At 46.0% G+C, this 24,756-nt stretch carries 22 protein-coding genes; 20 read left to right on the top strand and 2 right to left on the bottom strand.

Annotated elements, in window-relative coordinates:
* The 7 genes from WMO25_RS00600 to WMO25_RS00570 all read left to right on the top strand — a co-directional run.
* Positions 1-780 (top strand): IS4 family transposase (locus WMO25_RS00600; protein ID WP_349083311.1); only part of this gene is annotated, 780 nt, incomplete at its 5' end.
* A gap of 117 nt (positions 781-897) precedes the next feature.
* The gene (locus tag WMO25_RS00595; protein ID WP_215690874.1) at positions 898-1,071 is read left to right on the top strand and encodes a hypothetical protein; all 174 of its coding nucleotides are present in this window, start codon (positions 898-900) and stop codon (positions 1,069-1,071) included.
* Positions 1,061-1,834: a thiazole synthase gene (locus tag WMO25_RS00590; RefSeq protein ID WP_117527678.1), complete on the top strand. Its 774-nt coding sequence runs from the start codon at positions 1,061-1,063 to the stop codon at positions 1,832-1,834. Before WMO25_RS00595 ends, WMO25_RS00590 begins: the two co-directional genes overlap by 11 nt.
* 13 nt (positions 1,835-1,847) lie before the next feature.
* Positions 1,848-3,104 (top strand): 2-iminoacetate synthase ThiH, encoded by a 1,257-nt coding sequence (gene thiH, locus WMO25_RS00585; protein WP_015515078.1) that lies wholly within the window; start codon positions 1,848-1,850, stop codon positions 3,102-3,104.
* A gap of 16 nt (positions 3,105-3,120) precedes the next feature.
* Positions 3,121-3,678: a thiamine phosphate synthase gene (locus WMO25_RS00580; protein ID WP_349083307.1), complete on the top strand. Its 558-nt coding sequence runs from the start codon at positions 3,121-3,123 to the stop codon at positions 3,676-3,678.
* Positions 3,679-3,886: 208 nt separating this feature from the next.
* A complete protein-coding gene (locus WMO25_RS00575; protein ID WP_349083305.1) occupies positions 3,887-5,410 on the top strand; it encodes a Y-family DNA polymerase in 1,524 nt (507 codons plus the stop codon).
* On the top strand, positions 5,410-5,880 hold the full coding sequence (locus tag WMO25_RS00570) for a hypothetical protein (protein ID WP_181967469.1): 471 nt from the start codon (positions 5,410-5,412) through the stop codon (positions 5,878-5,880). Before WMO25_RS00575 ends, WMO25_RS00570 begins: the two co-directional genes overlap by 1 nt.
* Before the next feature lie 66 nt (positions 5,881-5,946).
* Here WMO25_RS00570 and WMO25_RS00565 read toward each other — a convergent pair whose 3' ends face one another.
* Positions 5,947-6,678, bottom strand: a complete 732-nt coding sequence (locus WMO25_RS00565) for an ATP-binding protein (protein WP_117540208.1) — start codon at positions 6,676-6,678, stop codon at positions 5,947-5,949.
* 237 nt (positions 6,679-6,915) lie between these two features.
* Here WMO25_RS00565 and trpS point away from each other — a divergent pair, with 237 nt between their 5' ends.
* Positions 6,916-7,998: a tryptophan--tRNA ligase gene (gene trpS / locus WMO25_RS00560; protein ID WP_015515083.1), complete on the top strand. Its 1,083-nt coding sequence runs from the start codon at positions 6,916-6,918 to the stop codon at positions 7,996-7,998.
* Positions 7,999-8,128: 130 nt separating this feature from the next.
* Here trpS and WMO25_RS00555 read toward each other — a convergent pair whose 3' ends face one another.
* Complete coding sequence (locus WMO25_RS00555; protein WP_215690869.1) at positions 8,129-9,454, bottom strand: hypothetical protein; 1,326 nt, start codon at positions 9,452-9,454, stop codon at positions 8,129-8,131.
* 216 nt (positions 9,455-9,670) lie between these two features.
* On the opposite strand from WMO25_RS00555, the gene WMO25_RS00550 reads away from it, so the two are divergent.
* From WMO25_RS00550 to WMO25_RS00495, 12 genes are all read left to right on the top strand, one after another.
* Positions 9,671-10,555, top strand: a complete 885-nt coding sequence (locus tag WMO25_RS00550) for a serine O-acetyltransferase (RefSeq protein ID WP_349083300.1) — start codon at positions 9,671-9,673, stop codon at positions 10,553-10,555.
* Positions 10,556-10,673: 118 nt separating this feature from the next.
* A complete protein-coding gene (locus tag WMO25_RS00545) occupies positions 10,674-11,105 on the top strand; it encodes an RrF2 family transcriptional regulator (protein WP_349083298.1) in 432 nt (143 codons plus the stop codon).
* Positions 11,106-11,193: 88 nt separating this feature from the next.
* Positions 11,194-11,838 carry a type I phosphoribosyltransferase gene (locus WMO25_RS00540; RefSeq protein ID WP_215690867.1) on the top strand — a complete coding sequence of 215 codons (645 nt, stop codon included), beginning with the start codon at positions 11,194-11,196 and terminating at the stop codon, positions 11,836-11,838.
* Between the two features lie 68 nt (positions 11,839-11,906).
* Positions 11,907-12,614, top strand: coding sequence for a UMP kinase (pyrH, locus tag WMO25_RS00535; protein ID WP_117528809.1), 708 nt, complete (start codon positions 11,907-11,909; stop codon positions 12,612-12,614).
* A 23-nt stretch (positions 12,615-12,637) separates the two neighbouring features.
* Positions 12,638-13,195, top strand: a complete 558-nt coding sequence (gene frr / locus WMO25_RS00530; protein WP_015515092.1) for a ribosome recycling factor — start codon at positions 12,638-12,640, stop codon at positions 13,193-13,195.
* A gap of 147 nt (positions 13,196-13,342) precedes the next feature.
* Positions 13,343-14,080: an undecaprenyl pyrophosphate synthase gene (gene uppS / locus WMO25_RS00525; RefSeq protein ID WP_349083314.1), complete on the top strand. Its 738-nt coding sequence runs from the start codon at positions 13,343-13,345 to the stop codon at positions 14,078-14,080.
* A 1-nt stretch (position 14,081) separates the two neighbouring features.
* A complete protein-coding gene (locus WMO25_RS00520) occupies positions 14,082-14,885 on the top strand; it encodes a phosphatidate cytidylyltransferase (RefSeq protein ID WP_349083296.1) in 804 nt (267 codons plus the stop codon).
* Positions 14,886-14,915: 30 nt separating this feature from the next.
* Positions 14,916-16,061 carry a 1-deoxy-D-xylulose-5-phosphate reductoisomerase gene (locus tag WMO25_RS00515; RefSeq protein WP_117528806.1) on the top strand — a complete coding sequence of 382 codons (1,146 nt, stop codon included), beginning with the start codon at positions 14,916-14,918 and terminating at the stop codon, positions 16,059-16,061.
* 1 nt (position 16,062) lies between these two features.
* A complete protein-coding gene (rseP, locus tag WMO25_RS00510) occupies positions 16,063-17,097 on the top strand; it encodes an RIP metalloprotease RseP (protein WP_349083293.1) in 1,035 nt (344 codons plus the stop codon).
* Positions 17,098-17,114: 17 nt separating this feature from the next.
* Positions 17,115-18,176: a flavodoxin-dependent (E)-4-hydroxy-3-methylbut-2-enyl-diphosphate synthase gene (ispG, locus tag WMO25_RS00505; RefSeq protein WP_349083290.1), complete on the top strand. Its 1,062-nt coding sequence runs from the start codon at positions 17,115-17,117 to the stop codon at positions 18,174-18,176.
* Between the two features lie 14 nt (positions 18,177-18,190).
* Positions 18,191-22,582, top strand: a complete 4,392-nt coding sequence (locus WMO25_RS00500) for a PolC-type DNA polymerase III (protein WP_349083288.1) — start codon at positions 18,191-18,193, stop codon at positions 22,580-22,582.
* 14 nt (positions 22,583-22,596) lie between these two features.
* A complete protein-coding gene (locus WMO25_RS00495; protein ID WP_349083286.1) occupies positions 22,597-24,690 on the top strand; it encodes an LTA synthase family protein in 2,094 nt (697 codons plus the stop codon).
* The last annotated feature ends 66 nt before the right edge of the window (positions 24,691-24,756 follow it).

Below are 24,756 nucleotides of genomic sequence, written 5' to 3'. Positions count from 1 at the left end.
CAGACAAAAGCGCCAGAAGCAATGATGACCCTGTTGGATACTGCCATCAGTGCAGGACTGAAAGCTGATTATGTCCTTTTTGATTCCTGGTTTTCCAACCCGGCACAGATCACAGCCATCCATTCAAAAGATATGGATGTGATTGCTATGATTAAGAAAAGCAGCCGTATCAAATATTCATACTGTGGTGAGCAGTTGAATATCAAAGAGATCTATTCCCGGAACAAAAAACGCCGTGGCAGATCAAAGTATCTGCTTTCTGTTGACGTTATGGTAGGAAAGGAGAATCCTATTCCAGCGAAAATCGTTTGCGTAAGGAACAAAGCGAATCACAAGGACTGGCTTGCTTTTATCTGTACAGATACGACCCTTTCCGAAGAAGAGATTATCCGTATTTATGGAAAGCGCTGGCAGATTGAGGTTTTCTTCAAAACCTGCAAATCTATGCTGAATCTGATTGGAGAATGCCATAGTTTATCCTATGATGCACTGACGGCCCACGTGGCCATTGTATTTACCAGATATATGTTACTTGCAATGGAGCAGCGTCAAAATGAAGATCAGAGAACTCTTGGCGAGTTGTTCTTCTTCCTTGTTGATGAAATGGCAGACATTACTTTTAGCAGATCACTTGGCATCCTGATGGATGCCTTAATGGCAAGCTTTCAGGAAATCTTAAAGCTCAGCGATGAGCAATTGACAGCTTTTACTGCTGATTTCGAAGCAAGACTACCGAAATATCTGCGTAATGCACTCCATCCAGAGGCTGTGGTGGCATAAATCGCTATTTTGTTAGCTGAAGTATTGAATTTTCAAGGTGCGAAGCCCATTTTAGGTATGGGAAGTCTTAGTTAGAAAATTAGTTAGGTACCTAACAACTGAAAAAATAAAAAACAATTGCAATCAATTGTCAATGGAAATAGTGACAGAGAACAGCTGAGCTTTAGAAAAGCGAAAGCAAAAGTGAAAGTAAAAGCAGAAGTAAAAGTAAGAACAAAAGTAAATGCAGAAGCGAAAATAAAAGCAGAAGCAAAAACAAAAATGAAAGTAGGGAACAACTATGCAGAATAAAGATACATGGACATTGGGAGGTCATACATTTACGTCAAGATTTATTCTCGGTTCAGGCAAATACAACCTGAATCTGATCCGTGCAGCTGTAGAAGATGCCGGCGCAGAGATTATTACACTGGCACTTCGTCGTGTCAATACTCGTAAAGAAGAGAATATTCTGGATTATATTCCGGAAGGGGTTACACTGCTGCCGAATACTTCCGGTGCGCGAAATGCCGAAGAAGCTGTTCGTTTGGCAAGATTGGCACGTGAAATGGGATGTGGTGATTTTGTCAAAGTAGAAATCATGCATGATTCCAAATACCTTCTGCCGGATAATTATGAAACAATTAAGGCTACAGAGATTCTGGCTAAGGAAGGTTTCATTGTTATGCCTTATATGTATCCGGACCTGAATGCAGCCAGAGATATGGTGAATGCCGGTGCGGCCTGCATTATGCCGTTGGCTTCTCCAATCGGTTCCAACAAGGGCCTTGCAACAAAGGAATTTATTCAGATCCTGATCGATGAAATTGATCTTCCGATTATTGTGGATGCCGGTATCGGTCGTCCGTCACAGGCATGTGAAGCCATGGAAATGGGCGCAGCAGCGATCATGGCCAATACGGCTATTGCAACTGCAGGCGATATCCCGGCTATGGCTGGCGCTTTCAAGAACGCCATCGCAGCAGGTCGTGCCGCTTATCTTTCAGGTCTTGGACGTGTCCTTCACAGAGGAGCCTCTGCATCTGATCCTCTGACAGGATTTTTACATGACTAAGGGGGCGCTTGAAATGGGAAATGAAGAATACATCATTCAGTGGGATGATATGACTCCTGAAGCAAAGGCAAAAAAAGAACGATTGGAACAGGATCCTTCTTTCAGAACAGACCATATGGCTTATATGGAAGGCATGGATCAGATTTCAACAGATATCAGGGATAAGGTCATGAGCCAGGTGGAGAGCTATGATGAGAAAGTGTATACAGCTGCGGATGTGCAGGCTGCACTGGCTCATGATGTCTGTTCCATCGAGGATTTCAAGGCACTGCTTTCACCGGCGGCACAGCCATTTCTGGAACAGATGGCAGAAAAAGCTGCTGTGGAGCGCCGCAACCATTTCGGCAACAGTGTGTATCTTTTCACACCGCTTTATATTGCCAATTACTGTGAAAATTATTGCGTTTACTGTGGTTTTAACTGTTATAACCATATTCACCGCAAGAAATTGAACATGCAGGAAATCGAGCATGAAATGAAAGTCATTGCAGATTCCGGTATTGAGGAAATCCTGATGCTGACAGGCGAGAGCAGACATATGAGTGATGTGAAATACATCGGTGAGGCCTGCAAACTGGCCAGCAAGTATTTCAGAAATGTAGGTCTTGAGATTTATCCGGTCAATGTGGATGAATATAAGTACCTTCATGAATGCGGTGCGGATTATATCACTGTTTTCCAGGAAACCTATAACCCGGACAAATACGAAACGCTGCATCTGATGGGCCATAAGCGTGTATGGCCGTATCGTTTTGAAGCTCAGGAAAGAGCTTTAATGGGCGGTATGCGCGGTGTCGGATTCTCAGCTTTACTGGGGCTGGATGATTTCAGAAAGGATGCCCTGGCAACAGCGCTGCATGTATATTATCTGCAGCGAAAATATCCGCATGCTGAGATGTCTTTGTCCTGCCCGAGACTGCGTCCGATCATTAATAATGACAAGATCAATCCGAAGGATGTCCATGAGACACAGTTGTGTCAGATCCTCTGTGCGTATCGTATTTTCCTGCCATATGCGGGTATTACAGTCTCTTCAAGAGAGGTGGCAAGATTCCGTGATCACATCATCCGCTTTGCGGCAACCAAGATTTCAGCAGGTGTCAGCACCGGTATCGGTGACCATGAGGAAAAATATACCGGCAAGGAGAATGAAGCTGAGAGCGGTGATGAGCAGTTTGAAATTGCGGATAACCGCAGCCTTCAGGAAATTTATGATGCCATCAAGGATCAGGGGCTTCAGCCTGTGCTGAATGAATACATCTATGTCTAGCCGCAGTTATGCCCATATGATGGCAGTAACAAATCGCCATCTATGTGACAGAGATTTTCTGGAACAGATAGAATTTCTGGCATCCACAGATATCGATGCCATCATTCTTCGAGAAAAAGATATGACACCAGATGAATATGAGCATCTGGCAAAGGATGTGCTGATGATATGTCATGAGCATCATAAGAAATGTATTCTGCATTCATTTGCGGAAGTGGCTGCAAAGCTGAATTGTGAGAATATCCACCTGCCGCTGCCTGTTTTGATGGAACTGTCGGAAAAAGATGCGTTAGAGAGCTTTAAGCATATCGGTACATCTGTACACTCTGTGGAAGATGCTTTGGCAGCTGAAAAGGCAGGAGCTACCTGTCTGACAGCCGGGCACATTTTTGATACTGACTGCAAAAAAGGATTGCCGGGAAGAGGACTGACATTTCTCGAAAATGTCTGTCACAGGACGAAGCTTCCGGTTTATGCCATCGGCGGCATTACACCGGAAAATCTGGAAGTGGTGAGACATGCAGGGGCTGTTGGCGGATGTATGATGTCATTGTCTATGAAGATTAGAGAATAGAAGTTAGTTGTATCGTACCATTGATTATCTGGGTGTCATATGGCTAAAAAACAAGGCTGCCGTTTTCATGATAAAATACATGAAGCGGCAGCTTTCTTTCTGCCCTTATATTGTTATTTGTTCGGTGAAATGGTAAAATCAGAATAAGATTGAAGTATAAAAGTCGGTGAATTTAAGCAGATCATCCGGGGGAAAGGAGGCAGCAGTCATGCAGAAAAAAACATATATCGCCATTGATCTGAAATCTTTTTATGCATCTGTGGAGTGCGTTGAGCGTGGCAAGGATCCAATGACAACATGCCTGGTGGTGGCTGATCCCAGCCGAACAGAGAAGACAATCTGTCTGGCAGTGTCTCCGGCACTGAAAGCTTACGGTATTTCGGGAAGAGCGCGATTGTTTGAGGTGGTACAGAGAGTCAGAGAAGTGAATGCCGCCCGTCGCAAACAGGCTTCGGGGCATGAACTGACAGGCAGCAGCAGTGATGCCAATGTACTCAAATATTCTTCCAACATGGCACTGGATTATATTATTGCGCCGCCTCAGATGGCCCACTATATGGAAGTCTCCACGCAGATTTATCAGGTGTATCTGAAATATTTTGCGCCGGAGGATATGCATGTCTATTCAATAGATGAGGTGATGATCGATGCCACGCAGTATCTGGCGCTTTATCAGATGACGGCCAGAGAACTGGCCATGAAAGTCATTCTTGATGTTCTGGTGACAACAGGAATCACGGCTACCGCGGGAATCGGTACGAATCTTTATCTGTGTAAGGTGGCCATGGATATTGAGGCTAAGCATACAAAGGCGGATGTTAATGGCGTGCGGATTGCGGAACTGAATGAGCGGAGTTATCGGGAGATGCTCTGGAACCACCGTCCTTTGACGGATTTCTGGCGCGTGGGACGGGGCTATGCCAGAAAGCTGGAGGAAGTGGGCATTTATACCATGGGAGATATTGCCAGATGTTCCATGGGCGGACCGGATGATTATTACAATGAAGATTTGCTGTATCGTCTTTTTGGTGTGAATGCGGAACTTTTGATCGATCACGCCTGGGGATGGGAACCTTGTACCATGGCGGCGATCAAGGCCTATAAACCGAGAAGCAGTAGTCTTGGTTCCGGTCAGGTGCTACAGTGTCCATATGTATTTGACCAGGCACGGTTGGTGGTCCGGGAGATGACAGATATGCTTGTCCTTGATCTGGTAGAAAAGCGACTGATGACGGACCAGCTTGTACTGACCGTGGGATATGATATTGATAATCTGACCAATCCTGAAATTGCAAAAGCATACAGAGGTGCGGTGACAACCGATCGTTATGGCAGAAAAATGCCGAAACATGCCCATGGGACGGTCAACTTAAAAGGAGCCTCTTCTTCTTCAAAAGTGATTCTGGAGGCGGTGATGGATCTTTTTGACCGGATTGTTAATCCGAAGCTGCTTGTCCGGAGGATTTATGTCACAGCGAATCATGTGGCGGATGAAAAGACAGTTTCCATGAAAACGGAATTTGAGCAGATGAATCTGTTCGTGGATTATGCGGCACGTGAAGCTGAACAAAAGGCAGAATCGGAGCGACTGGCCAGAGAACGCAAATTGCAGGAGGTATCATTGGCTATCAAGAAGAAATTTGGCAAAAATGCTATTTTAAAAGGCATGAATCTGGAAGAAGGGGCAACAGCCAGACAGAGAAACAGTCAGATTGGAGGCCATAAGGCGTGATGGATGCAGAAATGAAAGGATATCGAACAGGCATCAATGACGGAAAAGAGCGAAGCAGCGGGCCGGATTGGCTGCGGTATGCAGATATCATTGATAAACAGCATCATGTTTCCAAGAAGCACCCGCCCATGTCCATGGAAGACCGGGCGGCGCAGTTTTCACCTTTTGCGGCGTTGACGGGTTATGAAGCAGCGGTGAAGGAAACCGCCAGACTGACGGATGACAGGGAGGAATTGGACGAGGATGAAAAAACACGGCTGAATGCACAGCTGCAGAAGATTTCGGCGCGCCTACAGGAACAGCCTGAGGTGATGGTTACGTATTTTGCTCCGGATGAAAGAAAAACAGGCGGTGCAAGGCAGACTTACAGAGGAAGACTAAGGAAAATTGACAGGAACAGAAAAATGTTGATAATGGTCGATCAAACAGAGCTGCCAATAGAAAATCTGCTGAATATAGAGTGCGAATGAGCAGGTGTCGGTGTTTACTATAGGCATGAACGGAGAATGATGGAATCCGGGGCATCGTTTGAACAGCTATACTTCCTGGGTTTGCACAATCTGTCCATCAGGAGAAATGATAACAATCTTTAATGGAATATTTTTGCCGCTGGCCTGGATAGCTTTCTGAACAGCCATAGCCATGCCGCCGCAGCAAGGAACTGTCATGCGGGTCAGGGTAATACGCTTGATATCATTATAGGTGAAAATTTGTGTCAGCTTCTCACTGTAGTCTACGGCATCAAGTTTGGGACAGCCTACAAGGGTGATATGGTCTTTGATAAATGCCTGATGGAAATTGCCGTAAGCGTAAGCAGTACAATCTGCGGCAATGAGCAGATCACAGCCGTTGAAATAAGGCGCATTCGGTGCGACAAGTTTTATCTGAACCGGCCACTGGGAAAGCTGACTTTCAGGAACAGCAGGTGCAGAAGTGGAAGATACGGTATCTGCCTGCGGCTTTTCGATGTGTTCATGGCCGAAGAATGCAGCAGCAGAACCCGGACATCCGCCTGCAGCAGCATGTTTCCTGGCAGCAAGATGCTTTTGAACGGCTTCATGGTCATAAGCTGCGGCTTCTCGTTCTTCAAAATGAATAGCATCTGCCGGACAGGCTGGGAGACAATCACCCAGGCCGTCACAGTAGTCTTCGCGGAGAAGCACTGCTTTGCCGTCTCTCAGGCCAATGGCACCTTCGTGACAGGCGTTGACGCAAAGGGCACAGCCGGTACATTTTTCTGTATCAATGGTAATAATTCTGCGAATCATAAAAAAACCTCCTTATAAAACCTAATTGACTAGGATGAATTTATTGTAATTCGCTTTGAAGTAAAAGTCTGTTGGTTTTACAACAAAATAGTTTAATGTTTTGGCACATTTTGGATGAGGTTTTGGGGGATGCGTGATGGGATTGATGAGGGCTGCATGGAACAGTATGTTTGTTCTTGATGATATTTGTTTTTTGTGGTACACTACAAGGAGTTAGTATGTCCAGGAGGAATGAAGATGAGCAAAGTTATTTTGACCGGTGACAGACCGACAGGACGTCTGCATGTGGGCCATTATGTAGGTTCACTGAAGCGTCGTGTGGAGCTGCAGAATTCCGGAGAATATGATAAAGTTTTTATTATGATTGCAGATGCACAGGCTTTGACGGATAATGCAGATAATCCGGAGAAGGTCCGCCAGAATGTGATCGAGGTGGCACTGGATTATATGGCCTGCGGTCTGGATCCGGCTAAATCCACGCTGTTTATTCAGTCACAGATTGCTGAATTATGTGAGTTATCTTTTTACTATATGAATCTTGTCACTGTTTCGAGACTCCAGAGAAACCCTACGGTGAAGTCAGAGATTCAGATGCGTAATTTTGAGACAAGTATTCCGGTTGGGTTCTTTACGTATCCGATCAGTCAGGCTGCGGATATCACGGCATTTAAGGCCACAACAGTTCCTGTTGGTGAAGACCAGAGCCCGATGATCGAGCAGACCAGAGAGATTGTACACAAGTTCAATTCTGTTTATGGAGAGACACTGGTGGAACCGAAGATTTTATTGCCGGACAATGAAGCTTGCCTTCGACTGCCGGGTATTGACGGTAAGGCGAAGATGAGCAAGTCTCTGGGCAATTGTATTTATCTTGCAGAAGATCCGAAGGATATCAAGAAGAAGGTTATGAGCATGTTCACAGACCCGAACCATATCCGTATTGAGGATCCGGGTTCACTGGAAGGCAATACAGTCTTTACTTATCTGGATGCGTTCTGCAATGACCAGCATTTTGAAGAATATCTGCCGGATTACAAGAATCTGGATGAACTGAAGGAACATTATCAGCGCGGCGGTCTCGGCGATGTGAAGGTGAAGAAGTTCCTGAACAACGTGCTTCAGGAAGAACTGGAACCGATCAGAAAGCGTCGTGAGGAACTTCAGAAGGATATTCCGTATGTCTATGAAGTGCTGAAGAAAGGCAGTGAAGTTGCCAGAGAAACAGCTGCTCAGACGTTGCATGAAGTCAGAGATGCCATGAAGATCAACTACTTTGATGACATGGAGCTGATCCGTTCACAGGCGAAGAAATACGAATAACAGAGAACAACACGCTGATCAGAGAAAGCGTGCGCCCTCGTAAAACAACAAAACGGCTCCCTGGGGCGTTTTTCAGTGCAGGTGCTGAAGAACGCCCCAGGGAGCCTGTTATATACTTACAGGGTTGCACCTACTTAGAGAAAATCGGACACCGGCAGTTATCTGCTGTCGTACCTTCACTGGAAGCTGATGCCGGTGTGCAGGCCGGGATGCGTCCAATAGATGTGTTGTCGCAGCGCCGGTTTCGCAGCTCCGGCAATGGATTTTCTTTGATTTCAAAGCGATAGTCACAGCCTTTTCTGCGTATGCGGGCGTCGATGGTGACATGGCTGGCGACTTCACATAACGGGTCGTTCATGACGTGCTGGTAGAAGAAGAACGGATCATTTTCAGAGAGACGTCCGAGAGGAACAACGTCTTCCTCTTTTTGCGTATTGCCGGTTGTTGTAGCAATGATGTGACGAATATAATCGATATTTGGACCGAGAACAAGGATATCCGGGAAGTCACCGCAGCCGCCGATGACCTGCTGCCAGCTCTTGTTTTCATATTTCTCAAGCAATTCTTTGGCTTTGTGCAGATGAGAGATTTCCTGCATGAGGCATTCTTCCCATATTTTTCGGATGTACAGATCGCACTCCGTCATCATACAGGAATAATACAGGTAACATTCGGTATATTCATGCATCAGTAGATCTTCCAGCCATGTGGCGGATGGGTCTTTTAAGCTTTCGTACTGGGAAACATGCTCTTCCTCGATCATGCCGATTTCCTGATACAGTCGTCTTCCAAGGTCGGAACGGGAATAAAACGGTGCAATATTCATATAATAATTCATCGTCTGCTGCTCGGCGGCAGTGATGATATTAATACCGAGTTTTGTTTTCAGGGAAGCTGTCTGGTTGTCAATGGAACGGAAAATGCTGTCTGTCGGATAGCGGTGGTGGGCGATGGTCGGTCGGGCCGGTGTCATCTCGGTATAGCGACCCACCAGTTTTTCAGGGCAGGTACCATATTCATAATCCAACAGGTTGGCATAGCGGTACAAATGGTCAAAATCTTCCAGCAGGGCAAAATCCAGGGCTGTTTTGACATTGCAGTCATTTTCACGTCTTGCCAGAAAGGCAGTCAGATCAACAGCCAGCTGTTCATAGGTAATGGTATGCTCAAGAACGGTTTCGTTTTTAGGCTTCAGACAACTGATCCGTTTTTGCTGCATCTGCTCTATGCGGCGGATCATAGCCAGTTCGCGCCGAAGATCATTATCCTGACAGTGACGGCTGAATTGATGGCCGAACCACTGGGCTTCGAATTCGGTGCCGTTCATGAGGACAATGCGGACCTTGGTGTAAGGATGGACGGTGCCGAGATGATAGGGTTTCGGATAAAGTTTATCCCAGTCCATAAAAAGCTGGTCTAATGGCATCGGTTTTTCTTCAAAAGGATTAAAACGCATGATAAAAAACTCCGAAAGTCTTTGATCTATTCTATGACTTTTGGAGCAAAGGGTGTCATTATATAGTCAAGCTTTTTCTTGACTTTGCGCACGTTTTGAATTATAATTTCATATAATTCAACTAGGAAATGCTGAATATTATGAGGCTGACCAAGCTTGAACTTAAGCAGGATACGGGTCAGTATATGGATTTTAGAGAGATAGGAGATGGCGGGGATGATCAGAGAGACAATTCAGAATGTGGTGGCGAATATTACAGAGACTTGCATGAACGAGGATGTGTATGTGACAGATGAGGAGAGTATTCATCTGCCGAGTCGTGGGGTGATTATTGGTATTATCAAGGATTTAAGACGTGTTGTTTTCCCTGGATATTTCGGGGATGAGAATATATCCAGCACCATGCCGGGATATTTCCTTGGCAATATGCTGACGCATGTTTATGAAGAATTGAAAGCGCAGATTGAGATTGCGTTTTTGTATGATGATAAGGGAAAAAGCAGCAGTGCAGAGGTGACGGAGAAGGCAAGAGAGATCTGTGAACGTTTTATCAGCCGTCTGCCGTATATCCAGAAGATGCTGCTGATGGATGTACAGGCTGGTTTTGACGGGGATCCTGCTGCAAAGAGCAAAGAGGATATTATTTTCTCTTATCCGGGATTATTTGCTATCTATGTTTACAGAATTGCCCATGAACTGTATGTTCAGAATGTACCTTTTATACCGCGTATTATGACAGAATATGCCCATGGCAAGACTGGGATCGATATCAACTCCGGTGCCACTATCGGGCGTTATTTCTTTATCGATCACGGTACAGGTATTGTTATCGGTGAGACAACAGAAATCGGTGATTATGTCAAGCTGTATCAGGGCGTGACACTGGGAGCATTGTCCACGAGGAAGGGACAGCAGCTGGCCGGAACCAAACGTCATCCGACCATTGGGGATCATGTGACGATCTATGCGAATTCCACGATCCTTGGCGGTGAGACAGTGATTGGATGCGACTCCATTATCGGGGGTAACTCATTTATTACAGAAAGTGTACCGGCGCATACGAGAGTCAGTATTAAGAGTCCGGAACTGACATTAAGTTAAGAAAGACATAAGTTAAGAGAGATGTCAGGTCAGAGAACAAAGGAAATGAAAGAATAAGCCGGCTGTATAGAAAATAGGGGCTTAGTTAAGTGAAGAAGATGAAAGGAAGAAAGAATAAATGAAGATTTCAACCAGAGGAAGATACGCATTGCGTATGATACTGGATATAGCGACAAACGATCACGGGGAGCCGGTCCGAATTAAAGATATTGCTGCAAGACAGGATATCTCCGTGAAGTATTTGGAGCAGATCGTGTCGGTGTTGACGAAGGCGGGCTATGTTAAAAGTATTAGGGGCCCGCAGGGCGGCTATCGCCTGGCAAGACTGCCAAAAGATTACACAGTGGGGATGATTCTCCGGTTGACAGAAGGAGATCTTTCCCCTGTGTCATGTACCGATAACAATTATGACTGTCCGAAAATGCAGGATTGTGTTACAATTCGTATATGGAAGGAATTGGATGAGGCAATCAATTCAGTCATTGACAAGTATACACTTGAGGATCTTTTAGACTGGCAGGATGCCAAGGGCAATGATTACGTTATTTAAGTCCATCTGTATAGAAGCATAACAGAAGCTGGCAAGTCTGCAGGAATTTTATGGGGATAAGGAAATCTGCAGAGAAGGGGGTCTATGTATGAGAGAATGTTTAACTGATCTGAGATCGGCGCGTAATCCGAAGGCACGTATTAAGATTCTGGAGGGTCATTTTGCAACGGTTAATTCCCATATCAATACGTATATTGATATGTCGACAGTTAAGTGCAGACACAACAACGGAAGAGAAACAGCAAGAGTGCTGGCCAATCATTTTCAGAACAATACGATGATCGATACGATTGTATGTCTGGACGGAACAGAGCTGATCGGTGCTTTTATGGCAGAGTTTCTCGCAGATACCGGGATTATGTCCGTTAACAGCGGCAAGAATATCTCGATTATTACACCGGATGTGAATGCCTATGGACAGCTTGTTTTCATGGACAGTACATTGCGAATGATCAAGCATATGCAGGTGCTTGTACTGGCAGCATCTGTGACAACCGGACAGACCATTACAAGGGCGGCTGAGGCCGTTTCTTATTACGGCGGAACGGTAAGAGGCGTGGCTGCTATTTTCAGTAACGTGGAACAGACAGCGGAGGGGATGGAGATCTTCTCCATTTTCCAGAAGGAAGATTTGCCGGATTATCAGGCGTATTTACCGTCGGAATGCCCGATGTGCCGTAAGAAGATGCCTATCGATGCCATTGTCAACAGTTTCGGCTACTCAAAACTGTAAGAAAAGGACTGGTCAAATATACAGTTTTATGGTAGATTATAAGGTGAACGGAGGACATCGGTATGATGATGAACGATTTAAAGAGAATTTTATTAAAATTAAGCGGCGAAGCGCTGGCCGGAGACAAGGATTTTGGCTTTGATGAGGCAACTTGTCTGAAGGTTGCCGAACAGGTGAAACAGATTACAGATAAGGGAACGCAGGTTGCGATTGTGATCGGCGGCGGCAATTTCTGGCGCGGACGCAACAGCAGCAAGATTATAGAGCGTACGAAGTCTGACCAGATCGGTATGCTGGGTACAGTTATGAACTGTATTTATGTGTCTGAGATTTTCCGTACATTGGGAATGCAGACAGAAGTGTATACACCATTTATGTGCGGCGCTTTTACGAAGCTTTTTTCCAAGGATGCAGCTGTTGCTGATCTGAATGCAGGCAAGGTCGTTTTCTTTGCCGGCGGTACAGGTCATCCGTATTTTTCAACGGATACAGGTACAACGCTTCGTGCCATTGAGATTGAGGCGGATGCGATTTTACTTGCCAAGGCTGTGGATGGTGTTTATGACAGTGATCCGAAGACGAACCCGAATGCGAAGAAGTATGACAGCGTCAGCATTCAGCAGGTTGTAGATGAGAGACTGCAGGTGGTTGACCTGACAGCAACGATCATGTGCATGGAGAACAAGATGCCGATGGTGGTATTTGGCCTGAATGAAGAGAACAGCATTGTGAAGACATTATACGGAGAGTTTACAGGTACTTACGTGACTGTATAAGGATATTAGGAGGAACTATATTTATGAGTAATGAGAAGTTACAGCCATATGAGACAAAGATGCAGAAGTCATTGGATGCACTGGAACGCGAATATACAACCATTCGTGCTGGCCGTGCTAATCCGCATATTTTGGATAAACTGAAGGTGGATTATTATGGTACACCGACACCACTTCAGCAGGTGGGCAATGTCACAGTGCCTGAAGCACGTGTACTGATGATCCAGCCATGGGAGAGCAAGCTGATCAAGGATATCGAGAAAGCCATTCTTGCTTCTGATATTGGTATCACACCAACGAACGACGGCAAGTCTATCCGTCTTGTATTCCCTGAACTGACAGAGGAACGCCGTAAGGAACTGGCGAAGGATGTGAAGAAGAAGGGGGATGCAGCGAAGACTGCAGTCCGCAATATCCGTCGTGACGGCAATGATGCTTTCAAGAAGAGCAACAAAGCCAAAGAGATTTCTGAAGATGAATATGCAGAATTACAGGAGAAGCTTCAGAAGATCACTGACAAGTATGTGGCTATGGTTGACAAGGCTGTAGAGGCAAAGACAAAAGAGATCATGACAGTCTAACAGGCGTGTCTTGACAAATACTGTTATAAAGTAATTGGGTGGGGCTGCTGCAGAATCTGTATATTTTACGGAGGATGCAACAGCCTCGTACATATCTGTTAACAGATGATTGATGACAGCTGGGCCAGTACGAGATGGTTACAGTTGATGAATAAATGGGAGTATAATATGGAGAGAATCATAGATGGGGAAACCCTTAATGTGCCGGAGCACGTAGCCATTATTCTGGATGGCAACGGCCGCTGGGCGAAGAAACGTTTCATGCCAAGAAATTACGGTCATATGCAGGGCGCGAAGACAGTTGAGAAAATGTGTGAAGTTGTCAGAGATCTCGGCATCAAGTATTTTACAGTGTATGCTTTTTCGACGGAGAACTGGAAGCGGCCTCAGTCTGAAGTGGATGCTCTGATGAAGCTTTTGAGAAAGTATATGATCGATTCCCTTGAGAGAACAGCGAAGAATAATATGCGCGTCCGGGTAATTGGTGACAAGACCGGGTTAAGTGAAGATATTCAGAAGTCCATTGCGGATGTGGAAACAGCTTCTGCGGGTAATACGGGATTGAACTTTACGATTGCCATTAATTACGGCAGCCGTGATGAGATGATCCGTGCCATGAAGAAGATGCTGGCAGACGGGCATACGAATCCGGATGAGATGTCAGAAGCATTGTTTGAGCACTATCTGGATACGGCCGGCATGCCGGATCCGGATCTGGTGATCCGTACAAGCGGCGAGCAGCGTGTTTCCAATTTCCTGCTCTGGCAGATGGCGTATTCTGAGTTCTATTTTACACCGGTTCTTTGGCCGGATTATAACAAAGAGACAATGATTGAAGCCATTCGTGCCTATTCAAAACGTGACAGAAGATTTGGTGGTGTTTAAATTGTTTATTACAAGACTGATCAGTGGTGTGATTGTACTGGCTATTGCTGTGGCGGCAATGCTCCTTGGCGGCAATATTTTATTCGCCTTTGTGGCATTGATCTCTATGATTGGCCTGTTTGAATTATACAGAGCTTCAGGTATTGAGAAGAAGGGACCGGCTATAGCGGGCTATATTGGAGCCCTTTTGTATGAAATGCTTTTGTGGGCGGCTGTATCGGAAGGAGAACTGATGGCAGCAGCAGTGGGAACACTGCTGATCATGGCTGTTTATGTTTTCAGTTTTCCGAAGTACAAGGTCAATGAGATTTTTTGTGCAGTGGCAGGACTTGCTTATGTGGTTGTGCTGATGTCATTTATTTACAAGGTGCGTATGCTGAATGACGGATTATATATTATTCCGTTGATTTTCATCTGTGCATGGGGCAATGATACATGCGCCTACTGTGTTGGCATGCTTATTGGCAAGCACAAGATGTTCCCGAGACTCAGTCCGAAGAAAAGTGTCGAAGGCTTTATAGGTGGTATTGCAGGTGCTGTACTTCTGGGACTGATTTACGGACGTATTTTTGGAACACACCTGATTTCACTGAGTGTGCCAATGCGTGACTGTGCGATTATCGCAGGTGTGGGCGCGCTGATTGCTGTTGTAGGTGATCTGGCAGCATCCGCCATTAAGCGTGATACAGGCATCAAGGACTACGGCCGTCTGATACCGGGACACGGCGGCATTCTGGACCGCTTTGATAGTATCTTATTTACAGCACCGGTTGTGTATATACTGGCGGTATGTCTGGGCGCATAACTGTCCTGAATTGAGAAAGGAAGATCATTTTTGAAGAAGATTGCAATATTGGGGTCTACAGGCTCCATAGGAACACAGACACTGGATGTTATTTCACAGCATCCGCAGGATTTGAGCGTTGCTGCTTTGGCAGCAGGGTCGAATATTGTCCTTCTTGAACAGCAGATCAGACAGTACCATCCGCTGATCGCAGCTGTTTGGGATGCGAAGAAGGCGGCAGAATTGAAGATTGCCGTATCGGATCTTGATGTGAAGATTGTTTCTGGTATGGAAGGAATGATAGAGGCTGTGACACTGCCGGAGGCAGATATTGTTGTGACAGCTGTTGTGGGGATGATCGGTATCCGTCCGACTATGGAAGCTATCAAAGCCGGAAAAGATATCGCACTGGCCAACAAAGAGACGTTAGTTACGGCAGGCCATCTGATTATGCAGATGGCAAAGGATTATCATGTGCAGATCCTGCCGGTAGACAGTGAACATTCAGCGATTTTCCAGTCCTTAAAGGGGGAACATGCATCAGGCATCAGAAGAATCCTTCTGACAGCTTCCGGCGGCCCTTTCAGAGGGAAAACCCTGGATGAACTTGCAGATGTCCGGGTGGAGGATGCCCTGAAGCATCCAAACTGGTCTATGGGACACAAGATTACCATTGATTCAGCGACCATGGTGAACAAAGGGCTGGAAGTGATTGAGGCTAAGTGGCTTTTCGGTGTAGACCTTGATCAGATCCAGGTAGTTGTTCATCCGCAGAGCGTGATCCATTCTGCGGTGGAATTCCAGGATCATGCAGTGATTGCCCAGCTCGGCACACCGGATATGCGTCTGCCAATCCAGTATGCACTGTTTTATCCCGAGAGAAAGCCGCTTCAGTCAGAAGCCCTGGATCTGTTCAAACTGCATACAATGACCTTTGAAGAACCGGATCTTGGAACATTCAGAGGACTGGCACTGGCTTATGAAGCAGCACGCAGAGGCGGCAGCATGCCGACAGCATTGAATGCGGCTAATGAGAAGGCTGTGGCCATGTTCCTTGACAGAAAGATTCGCTTTCTTGATATTCCCGAGATTATTTCAGAGTGTATGGCAGCCCATCAGTGGATTGATCATCCGTCTCTTGAAGATATACTTGAGACTGAACAGTGGACCTATCGTTATATAGAAAGCAGGTGGTAGATTGAAGCTGATCGTGGCACTTCTTGTATTTGGCATCATTGTCATATTCCACGAGTTCGGACATTTTATAGTTGCAAAGAAGAACGGTATTGTTGTTGAAGAGTTTGCCGTGGGTATGGGACCGAAGCTTTTTGGTGTCCGCCGCGGTGAGACAGAATATACATTAAGGCTGCTGCCCCTTGGCGGTGCCTGCATGATGCTTGGTGAGGATACAGCAGAGGAAGTGATTCCCGGGTCATTCAATTCGAAGTCTGTGTGGGCCAGAATGGCTGTTGTAGCAGCGGGACCGGTTTTTAACTTTATCATGGCTTTTGTCTGTGCTGTGATCATTATCGGTATGAATGGTTATATATCAGGTGAGATCCTTCAGGTGGAGGATGGATCACCGGCCATGGAAGCTGGCCTTGAAGCGGGAGATATCATTACAAGGGCGGACAGAACATCTGTGCATACATTTTCTGATTTCAGAATGCATATTGCACTGAATCAGGGACGGAAATGTACGATCACCTACATCAGAGACGGTGAGAAGCATCAGACTACGGTGACGCCGGAGATGACCGATGATGGTGTATACCGCATCGGTATTGTGGGCGGTGTTCAGGAGAAGCCGAAGTTCGGCGGACTTCTTATCAGCAGTTTCTATGAAGTGAAGTCCAATATTGATCTGGTGATCAAGAGCCTTGAGATGATGATCCAGGGACAGGTATCAAGAAGCGATGTGGCGGGGCCTGTAGGTATGTTTCAGGTGATCGGTGACAGCTATGAATCTGCGGCAAAATACGGCCTTCGAAGTGTGATACTAACCATTGCAGATATGATTCTTTTGCTGTCAGCCAATCTTGGCGTGATGAATCTGCTGCCGATTCCTGCACTGGATGGCGGACGTCTTGTCTTTCTTATTGTGGAAGCCCTCAGAGGCAAGCCGGTACCGAGAGACAAAGAGGGGTTTGTGCATATGATCGGCTTTGTGATTCTTATGGGAATCATGGTGCTTGTCATGTTCAATGATTTTGCGAGAATTTTTGGTTTTTAGACATTAAAGGAGCAGTTATGTTTGATAGAACAAAAGCAAAGGTGATTCGCATAGGCGATCGATGCATCGGAGGCGATTATCCGATTGCGATCCAGTCTATGTGTAATACAAAAACGGAAGATGTAAAGGCAACTGTTGCCCAGATACTGGCCCTTGAAGCGGCCGGATGCGAGATCATCCGTGTGGCAGTGCCGACCATGGAGGCGGCAGAGGCCATCACGGAGATCAAGAAGCAGATTCATATTCCGCTGGTGGCAGACATTCATTTTGACTATCGTCTGGCTATTGCGGCCATTGAACACGGGATTGACAAAATCCGTATCAATCCGGGCAATATCGGCAGTGTGGATCGCGTGAAGGCGGTTGTAGATAAGGCAAAGGCTTACCATGTGCCGATCCGCGTGGGTGTCAACAGCGGTTCTCTTGAGAAGGATCTGATCGCCAAATACGGCGGTCATGTAACGGCGGAAGGCATTGTGGAAAGTGCTCTGGATAAGGTGCATCTGATTGAAGATCTGGGTTATGACCAGATGGTCATCAGTATTAAGTCTTCAGATGTTATGATGTGTGTGAAAGCCCATGAACTCATTGCCGCAAAGACGGATTATCCGCTGCATGTGGGCATTACAGAGTCCGGAACCCTGATCTCCGGCAATATCAAATCAGCCGTCGGTCTCGGTATTATGCTGAATGAGGGAGTTGGTCACACTATCCGCGTTTCCCTGACCGGGGATCCTCTGGAAGAGATCAAGTCAGCCAAACTCATTTTAAAGACACTGGGACTTCGAAAAGGCGGTATTGAGGTTGTATCCTGCCCGACATGTGGCCGTACAAGAATTGATCTGATCGGCCTTGCCAACAAAGTGGAGAACCTTGTTCAGAATTACGATCTGGATATCAAAGTGGCTGTCATGGGGTGCGTTGTCAATGGACCGGGAGAGGCCAGAGAGGCTGATATCGGCGTCGCAGGCGGCATCGGTGAAGGCCTGCTGATCAAGAAAGGCGAAATTGTGAAGAAGGTGCCGGAAGACCAGCTTCTGGCTGTTTTGAAAGATGAGCTTGATCACTGGAACAAATAGAAGGATTTGATTAAGTGAAAAAATTTCTGAATATATTACCTGATTTAAAGCTCAGTCATGAAATGACTGAGCTGTTTGAAACTGTGGAATGTGAAAAGGTGGCGGCCAGCAGAGATCATTCGCGCATCAAGATCTATATTCACAGTGATCGTTTGATTGCCCATAAGGCCATCCGGGAGACGGAGCGGGCTATTCGTAGCCAGATGTTTAAGGACCAGGTAGATGTATGCCTGGTTGAAAAATACCACCTGTCCCGGCAGTATACGCCGGCGAGATTGCTGGAGGCGTATACTGGAAGTCTGATCGATGAACTGGAAGAAGAGGGAGAACTTTCTGCCAATCTTTTCAGAAAGGCAGAGAAAACATTTCTGGAACCTTTTGTTCTGGAGCTGAAGGTGGAAGAAAACTGCATTGCGCAAGTGAAAATGGAGAAGTTGAAGCATAAGCTGGAACATATTTTTTCAGAGCGCTTTGATATGCCTCTTGAGATCGTCCTCGGATGGCTGCCGAAGAAAAAGAGTAAGTATGCGGTTTATGCTGATTCTGCCATGAAGGAAGAAATCGCACAGATTGTACAGACCTATGAGCAGGCAAAAGAAGACCAGAAAGAGGTCGAAAAGCAGGAGGTCCAGCAGAGGGAAAAGCCTGCTTTCAAGAAGAATTATGTGAAACAGCGGCTTCCGGAAGATAAAGATATTTTTTATGGACGCAATTTTGAAGGTGAAGAAACAGAGATTCATGAGATTATCGATGAGATGGGCGAAGTGGTTGTCCGGGGAAAGATCATTCAGCTGGAGACCCGGGAGATCCGTAACGAGAAGACCATCGTGATGTTTGCCGTAACGGATTTTACCGATACCATTAAAGCAAAGGTGTTCACCAAGAATGAACGTCTGCCGGAGCTTCTGGACAAGTTAAAGGAAGGGGCTTTCATCAAAATGAAGGCCGTTGCCATGATGGACCAGTTTGAGCATGATATTGCCCTTGGTTCTGTATCCGGTATTAAGACCATTCCGGATTTCACGGAGAAACGCATGGATCATAGCCCGGTTAAGCGTGTGGAGCTGCATTGCCATACCACCATGAGCGATATGGATGGTGTAACGGATGTGAAGAAGCTTCTGAAGACGGCTATGGGATGGGGACATCAGGCCATGGCCATTACAGATCATGGCGTTGTTCAGGCTTTCCCGGATGCCAATCACTGTGTAGAGGGCAAGGACTTTAAGGTCATTTACGGCATGGAAGGGTATTTGGTGGATGATATCAAAAATATTGTCACGGACTCCAGAGGGCAGAGCCTGGATTCTACGTTTGTCGTTTTTGATATTGAGACAACGGGATTCAGTGCGGTGAATGACCGTATCATCGAAATCGGTGCCGTCAAGGTGGAAAATGGCATGATCACGGAGAAGTTCAGTGAATTTGTCAATCCGGAAAGGCCAATTCCTTTTGAAATCGAGAAACTGACGAGCATCAATGACAGAATGGTGGAAGATGCCCCGAATATTTCGGTGATCCTGCCGAAATTCATGGATTTCTGCGGGGGCTCTGTCCTGGTGGCTCACAATGCGGATTTTGATACGGGATTTATCCGTCACAATTGTGAGGTTCTGGGGCTGCCCTATGATTACACCTATGTGGATACCCTGGGGATTGCCAGAAGCTTTCTGGAAGGTCTGAAGAATTACAAGCTGGATACCGTAGTTGAAGCCATGGGATGTACTCTGGCCAATCATCATCGTGCTGTGGATGATGCCGGAGCGACAGCGGATGTTTTTGTGCGCTTTCTGGAACGGTTTAAGAAAAAGAATATCAGGGATCTGGATGAGCTGAATACATACAGTGCCATGTCTGTGGATGCCATTAAGAAATTAAAAACTTACCATATTATTCTTCTGGCTAAGAATGAGATCGGCCGTATTAATCTGTATCGTCTTGTGTCATTGTCTCATCTGGATTATTATGCAAGACGTCCGCGAATACCAAAGAGTGTTCTTGCAAAATACCGGGAGGGACTTATTATCGGGTCTGCCTGTGAAGCAGGAGAGCTTTTCAGGGCTGTTGTAGATGAACGTCCGGAAGAAGAAATCGCGAGAATTGTCGAATTTTATGATTACCTGGAGATTCAGCCCACCGGCAACAATGAATTTATGATCCGTGATCCGAAGATGACGAAGGTCAGCACGGTCGCTGATCTGCAGGATCTGAACAGGAAGATTGTGGAGCTGGGAGAGAAATTCAACAAGCCTGTCTGCGCCACCTGCGATGTGCATTTTCTGAATCCGGAAGATGAAGTATACCGAAGGATCATCATGTCAAATAAGGGATTTGGCGATGCGGATCTGCAGCCGCCGTTGTACCTTCGGACCACAGAGGAGATGTTGGAGGAGTTTCAGTACCTGGGAGCTGAGAAAGCAGAAGAGGTGGTTGTGACCAATACCAACAGGATTGCGGATATGATTGACAGAATTTCTCCGGTCCGGCCGGATAAATGTCCGCCGGTCATTGAGAATTCGGCAGGCATCCTGCGAGATATCTGTTACAATCGTGCCCATGAGCTTTACGGGGAGGATTTGCCGGATATCGTGACGGAGCGACTGGAAAGAGAACTGAATTCTATCATTGGTAATGGTTTTGCGGTTATGTATATCATTGCGCAGAAACTGGTGTGGAAATCCGTTGCAGACGGCTATCTGGTAGGATCCAGAGGTTCTGTCGGTTCATCTTTCGTTGCCTATATGGCCGGTATTACAGAGGTTAATTCCCTGCAGGCCCATTATCTGTGCCCGAAATGTCACTATGTGGATTTTGATTCGGACTATGTCAAAAGTTTTTCGGGCCGTTCCGGCTGTGATATGGAAGACAGGGTCTGCCCGGTATGCGGAGAACCGCTGATGAAGGAGGGACATGATATTCCTTTCGAAACCTTCCTTGGATTCAAGGGCAACAAAGAGCCGGATATTGACTTGAACTTCTCCGGTGATTATCAGAGTAAGGCTCATGCTTATACGGAGGTTATCTTCGGTAAAGGCAAGACTTTCCGTGCGGGAACCGTTGGTACATTGGCAGATAAGACGGCTTACGGTTATGCCATGCATTATTACGAAGAGCATGAACAGCATAAACGTTCCTGCGAGCTGGACCGGATTTCCAGCGGATGCGTCGGTGTCAGACGTACAACCGGTCAGCATCCCGGCGGTATCATTGTTGTGCCCCATGGTGAAGAGATTTATTCCTTCACACCGGTTCAGCATCCGGCCAATGACCAGACAACCAAGATTATTACAACCCATTTCGATTATCATTCCATTGACCATAACCTTTTGAAACTGGATATTCTTGGACATGATGATCCGACCATGATCCGTATGCTGGAAGATATTACCGGCGTGGACGCCACGAAAATACGACTGGATGATCCGGAAGTATTATCGCTGTTTCATGGCCTTGAGGCGCTCCATATTAAACCGGAGGACATCGGCGGTACCGACCTGGGTTCTCTTGGTATTCCTGAGTTCGGTACGGAATTCGTTATGCAGATGCTCCGTGATACAAAACCGAAAGCATTTTCGGATCTGGTGCGTATTTCAGGTCTGTCCCATGGTACGGATGTATGGCTGGGCAATGCACAGACGCTGATCCAGGAGGGAAAAGCCCAGATTTCCACAGCCATCTGTACACGAGATGATATTATGATCTATCTGATCGACAAAGGGGTTGAATCCGAACAGTCTTTCAAGATTATGGAAAGTGTCCGTAAAGGGAAGGGCCTGACACCGGATTATGAGAAAGTCATGAAAGAACATGATGTGCCGGACTGGTATCTCTGGTCCTGCAAAAAGATCAAATATATGTTCCCGAAAGCCCATGCGGTGGCTTATGTTATGATGGGTATCCGTATTGCCTGGTTTAAGATCCATGAACCGCTGGCCTATTATGCAGCCTTTTTCACCATTCGAGCAACGGCTTTTGATTATGGTCTGATGTGTCAGGGTAAAGCGGCTATTGATAATCATATCAAAGCTTATAAAGCAAACCCGAATCTTTCCAAGAAAGAGCAGGATACTCTGCGTGATATGAAGATCGTACAGGAATTCTATGCAAGAGGTTTTGAATTTCTGAAAATCGATCTGTATCAATCGGATGCCATCAAATTTCAGGTTGTAGAGGGCAAATTACTGCCGCCGTTTTCTGTCATTGAAGGCATGGGCGGTATTGCTGCGGAAGCATTGGCTGTGGCAGCTCACGCAGAGACTGAGCGCGGTGAGAAATTCCTGTCGAAGGACGATATTCGTCAGAAGGCTAAAGTCAGTCAGACTGTGCTGGATACTATGGATGAACTTGGACTTCTCGGTGGACTCCCTGAGAGCAATCAATTGTCAATTTTTGATTTTGGTTTTTAGGAGGAAGGATTGACTTGAAGAACAAAAAATACAAGAAGAGAATCTATACAAAATCAGAACGATCCTCCTCTGCAAAAGAATATTTAGCAATTATCGGCCGACAGCTGAAACGGCCGATTGAAAAACAGGACAGATGGATTGATAAGAAATCTGCCATATTGGCTGTGGTATACGGCGTTGTGATGGCGGGGCTGGCTGTGTACGCCATGCAGACGGCTGAGAAAAGCCAGGAATGGCTGTGGCTGGCGGTTGTATTTATCGCTGCAGCCATTGTTGTGAATCTGTTTCGATTCCGATATTCGGCTTTGATCGAGATAATTTTAACAGCCTTTGCACCGGCAGCTGTTTTTATGCTTGTGGAAAGTTATACCCACTTGCTTAGTCAGATGTGGGAAGGCCCTGTTATTCTGAACCTTATCATGTATTATCTGTTTTTTGGCGTGCTGCTGTTTATAACCGGAAGAACAGGAATGTCCATCCTTATTGGTTCGATGCTGCTTGGTGCAGCGGGCCTGGCCAATTATTTTGTCCTGATGTTCCGATCATCGCCGATTCTGCCATGGGATCTTTTCTCAGTGGGTGTGGCAGCGACAGTGGCTGATAACTTTGAATATAAATTATCCGTAAGAGCATGCAACGTGATTCTGCTGATCCTGCTGCTCTGGTCATTGTGTCTGAAAATGCGGCTGAAGTTTAAGATGTCGAAGTTCCGCGGTGCCGGTATTGCTGTCATGTGCGCAGCATTCATGGGATTTTGCAGTTATGTTCAGACGGATGCGGCCATCAAAACATTTGATATGGATACAACCCTGTTTACGCCGACGGTTTATTATCGCAATAACGGATTGGCGCTGAGTTTTATCGTGAATCTTCGTTATCTGAAGATTGACAAGCCGGAGGGTTATTCACAGGAAGAACTGGCCAAAATCCAGAATGAAATATCCTCCGGGAACAGTGACAGCAATGTCAGTGCAGACAACATTGATCTGACGAAGAAGCCGAATATCATTGTTATTATGAATGAAGCATTTTCTGATCTGTCGGTGCTGGGTGATTATACAACGAATACAGAAGTGATGCCATTTATCAGTTCTCTTTCGGAGAACACCCAGAAGGGATGGATGTATTCTTCTGTTAAGGGCGGCAACACAGCCAATACAGAGTTTGAGTTTCTGACCGGACTCAGTATGTATTTTCTGCCCACAGGCAGTATCCCTTATCAACAGTATATCAAGTCGGAAGTGCCGTCACTGGCCAGTCAGCTGTCCTCTGTCGGTTATACATCTGTGTCCATGCATCCTTATTATCCAAAGGGGTGGAACAGAGATACGGTGTATGATGACCTGGGATTTGAAGAGAAATATTTTAAAGATGATTTTTCAAACCCTGAGATATTACGAACCTATATCAGTGACTGGACCACGTATCAGAAGATTATCAGTCGTTATGAAGAGAAGTCTTCTGACGAGAGGCTGTTTGTGTTTGATGTGACGATGCAGAATCATGGCAGCTATGTCAAACGCTACAGCAATTTTATCCCGGATGTCAGTGTTGTGGGAGGCAGCGGCACTTATCTGAAGGCTACAGAACAGTATCTGTCATTGATCAAGCGTTCCGATGAAGCTTTCAAACAGTTGGTGGAATACTTTGAAAAGCAGTCAGAACCGACGATCATTATGATGTTTGGCGATCATCAGCCGGCAGATTACATTACCAATGTGGTAGACACCGGCAAAAAAACGGGAAGCAATGATGCGTTTGTCACTTCCATTGGAACAGGCAGTGACCGAAAGGAAAGGTATATGGTGCCGTTTGTCATGTGGGCCAATTATGACATCAATGAAAGTCAGGGGGAAGAGACAAGTGCCAACTATCTGGCTGTACGTCTTTTGAAGGCAGCAGGGCTGCCGTTGACGGATTTTCAGAGTTATCTGTCTGATCTGCAGCAGAATGTTCCGTTTATCTCTGCACATGCATTGAAGGAAAATACAGGAACAGACTGTGGTGAAGAAGAAGCGGAAGCACTGCTGAAAAATTATAAGAAACTTTTATATAATGATCTGTTTGATACAAAACATCGGCTGCAGGCGTTTTATTCTTATGAATAATCGTCAAGTTGGCTATTGCCAAATAATCAAACTGGTGTTACAATAATTAAGATAGTATATTAACTT

It is taken from the genome of Coprococcus intestinihominis (assembly GCF_040096555.1).
GTDB lineage: Bacteria > Bacillota > Clostridia > Lachnospirales > Lachnospiraceae > Coprococcus_A > Coprococcus_A intestinihominis.
Note: the sequence above shows the minus strand (reverse complement) of the source record. Positions and strands in the feature narration are given on the sequence as shown.

Excerpts from the sequence above, each read along its gene's own strand:
- WMO25_RS00570 (WP_181967469.1), top strand. The coding sequence starts at position 5,410 with ATGGATGCAGAAATGAAAGGATATCGAACAGGCATCAATGACGGAAAA.
- frr (WP_015515092.1), top strand. The coding sequence starts at position 12,638 with ATGAGTAATGAGAAGTTACAGCCATATGAGACAAAGATGCAGAAGTCA.
- ispG (WP_349083290.1), top strand. The coding sequence starts at position 17,115 with ATGTTTGATAGAACAAAAGCAAAGGTGATTCGCATAGGCGATCGATGC.
- WMO25_RS00590 (WP_117527678.1), top strand. The coding sequence starts at position 1,061 with ATGCAGAATAAAGATACATGGACATTGGGAGGTCATACATTTACGTCA.
- WMO25_RS00575 (WP_349083305.1), top strand. The coding sequence starts at position 3,887 with ATGCAGAAAAAAACATATATCGCCATTGATCTGAAATCTTTTTATGCA.
- pyrH (WP_117528809.1), top strand. The coding sequence starts at position 11,907 with ATGAACGATTTAAAGAGAATTTTATTAAAATTAAGCGGCGAAGCGCTG.
- WMO25_RS00550 (WP_349083300.1), top strand. The coding sequence starts at position 9,671 with ATGATCAGAGAGACAATTCAGAATGTGGTGGCGAATATTACAGAGACT.
- WMO25_RS00565 (WP_117540208.1), bottom strand. The coding sequence starts at position 6,678 with ATGATTCGCAGAATTATTACCATTGATACAGAAAAATGTACCGGCTGT.
- trpS (WP_015515083.1), top strand. The coding sequence starts at position 6,916 with ATGAGCAAAGTTATTTTGACCGGTGACAGACCGACAGGACGTCTGCAT.
- WMO25_RS00580 (WP_349083307.1), top strand. The coding sequence starts at position 3,121 with ATGATGGCAGTAACAAATCGCCATCTATGTGACAGAGATTTTCTGGAA.
- WMO25_RS00555 (WP_215690869.1), bottom strand. The coding sequence starts at position 9,454 with ATGCGTTTTAATCCTTTTGAAGAAAAACCGATGCCATTAGACCAGCTT.
- WMO25_RS00540 (WP_215690867.1), top strand. The coding sequence starts at position 11,194 with ATGAGAGAATGTTTAACTGATCTGAGATCGGCGCGTAATCCGAAGGCA.
- WMO25_RS00545 (WP_349083298.1), top strand. The coding sequence starts at position 10,674 with ATGAAGATTTCAACCAGAGGAAGATACGCATTGCGTATGATACTGGAT.
- uppS (WP_349083314.1), top strand. The coding sequence starts at position 13,343 with ATGAATAAATGGGAGTATAATATGGAGAGAATCATAGATGGGGAAACC.
- thiH (WP_015515078.1), top strand. The coding sequence starts at position 1,848 with ATGGGAAATGAAGAATACATCATTCAGTGGGATGATATGACTCCTGAA.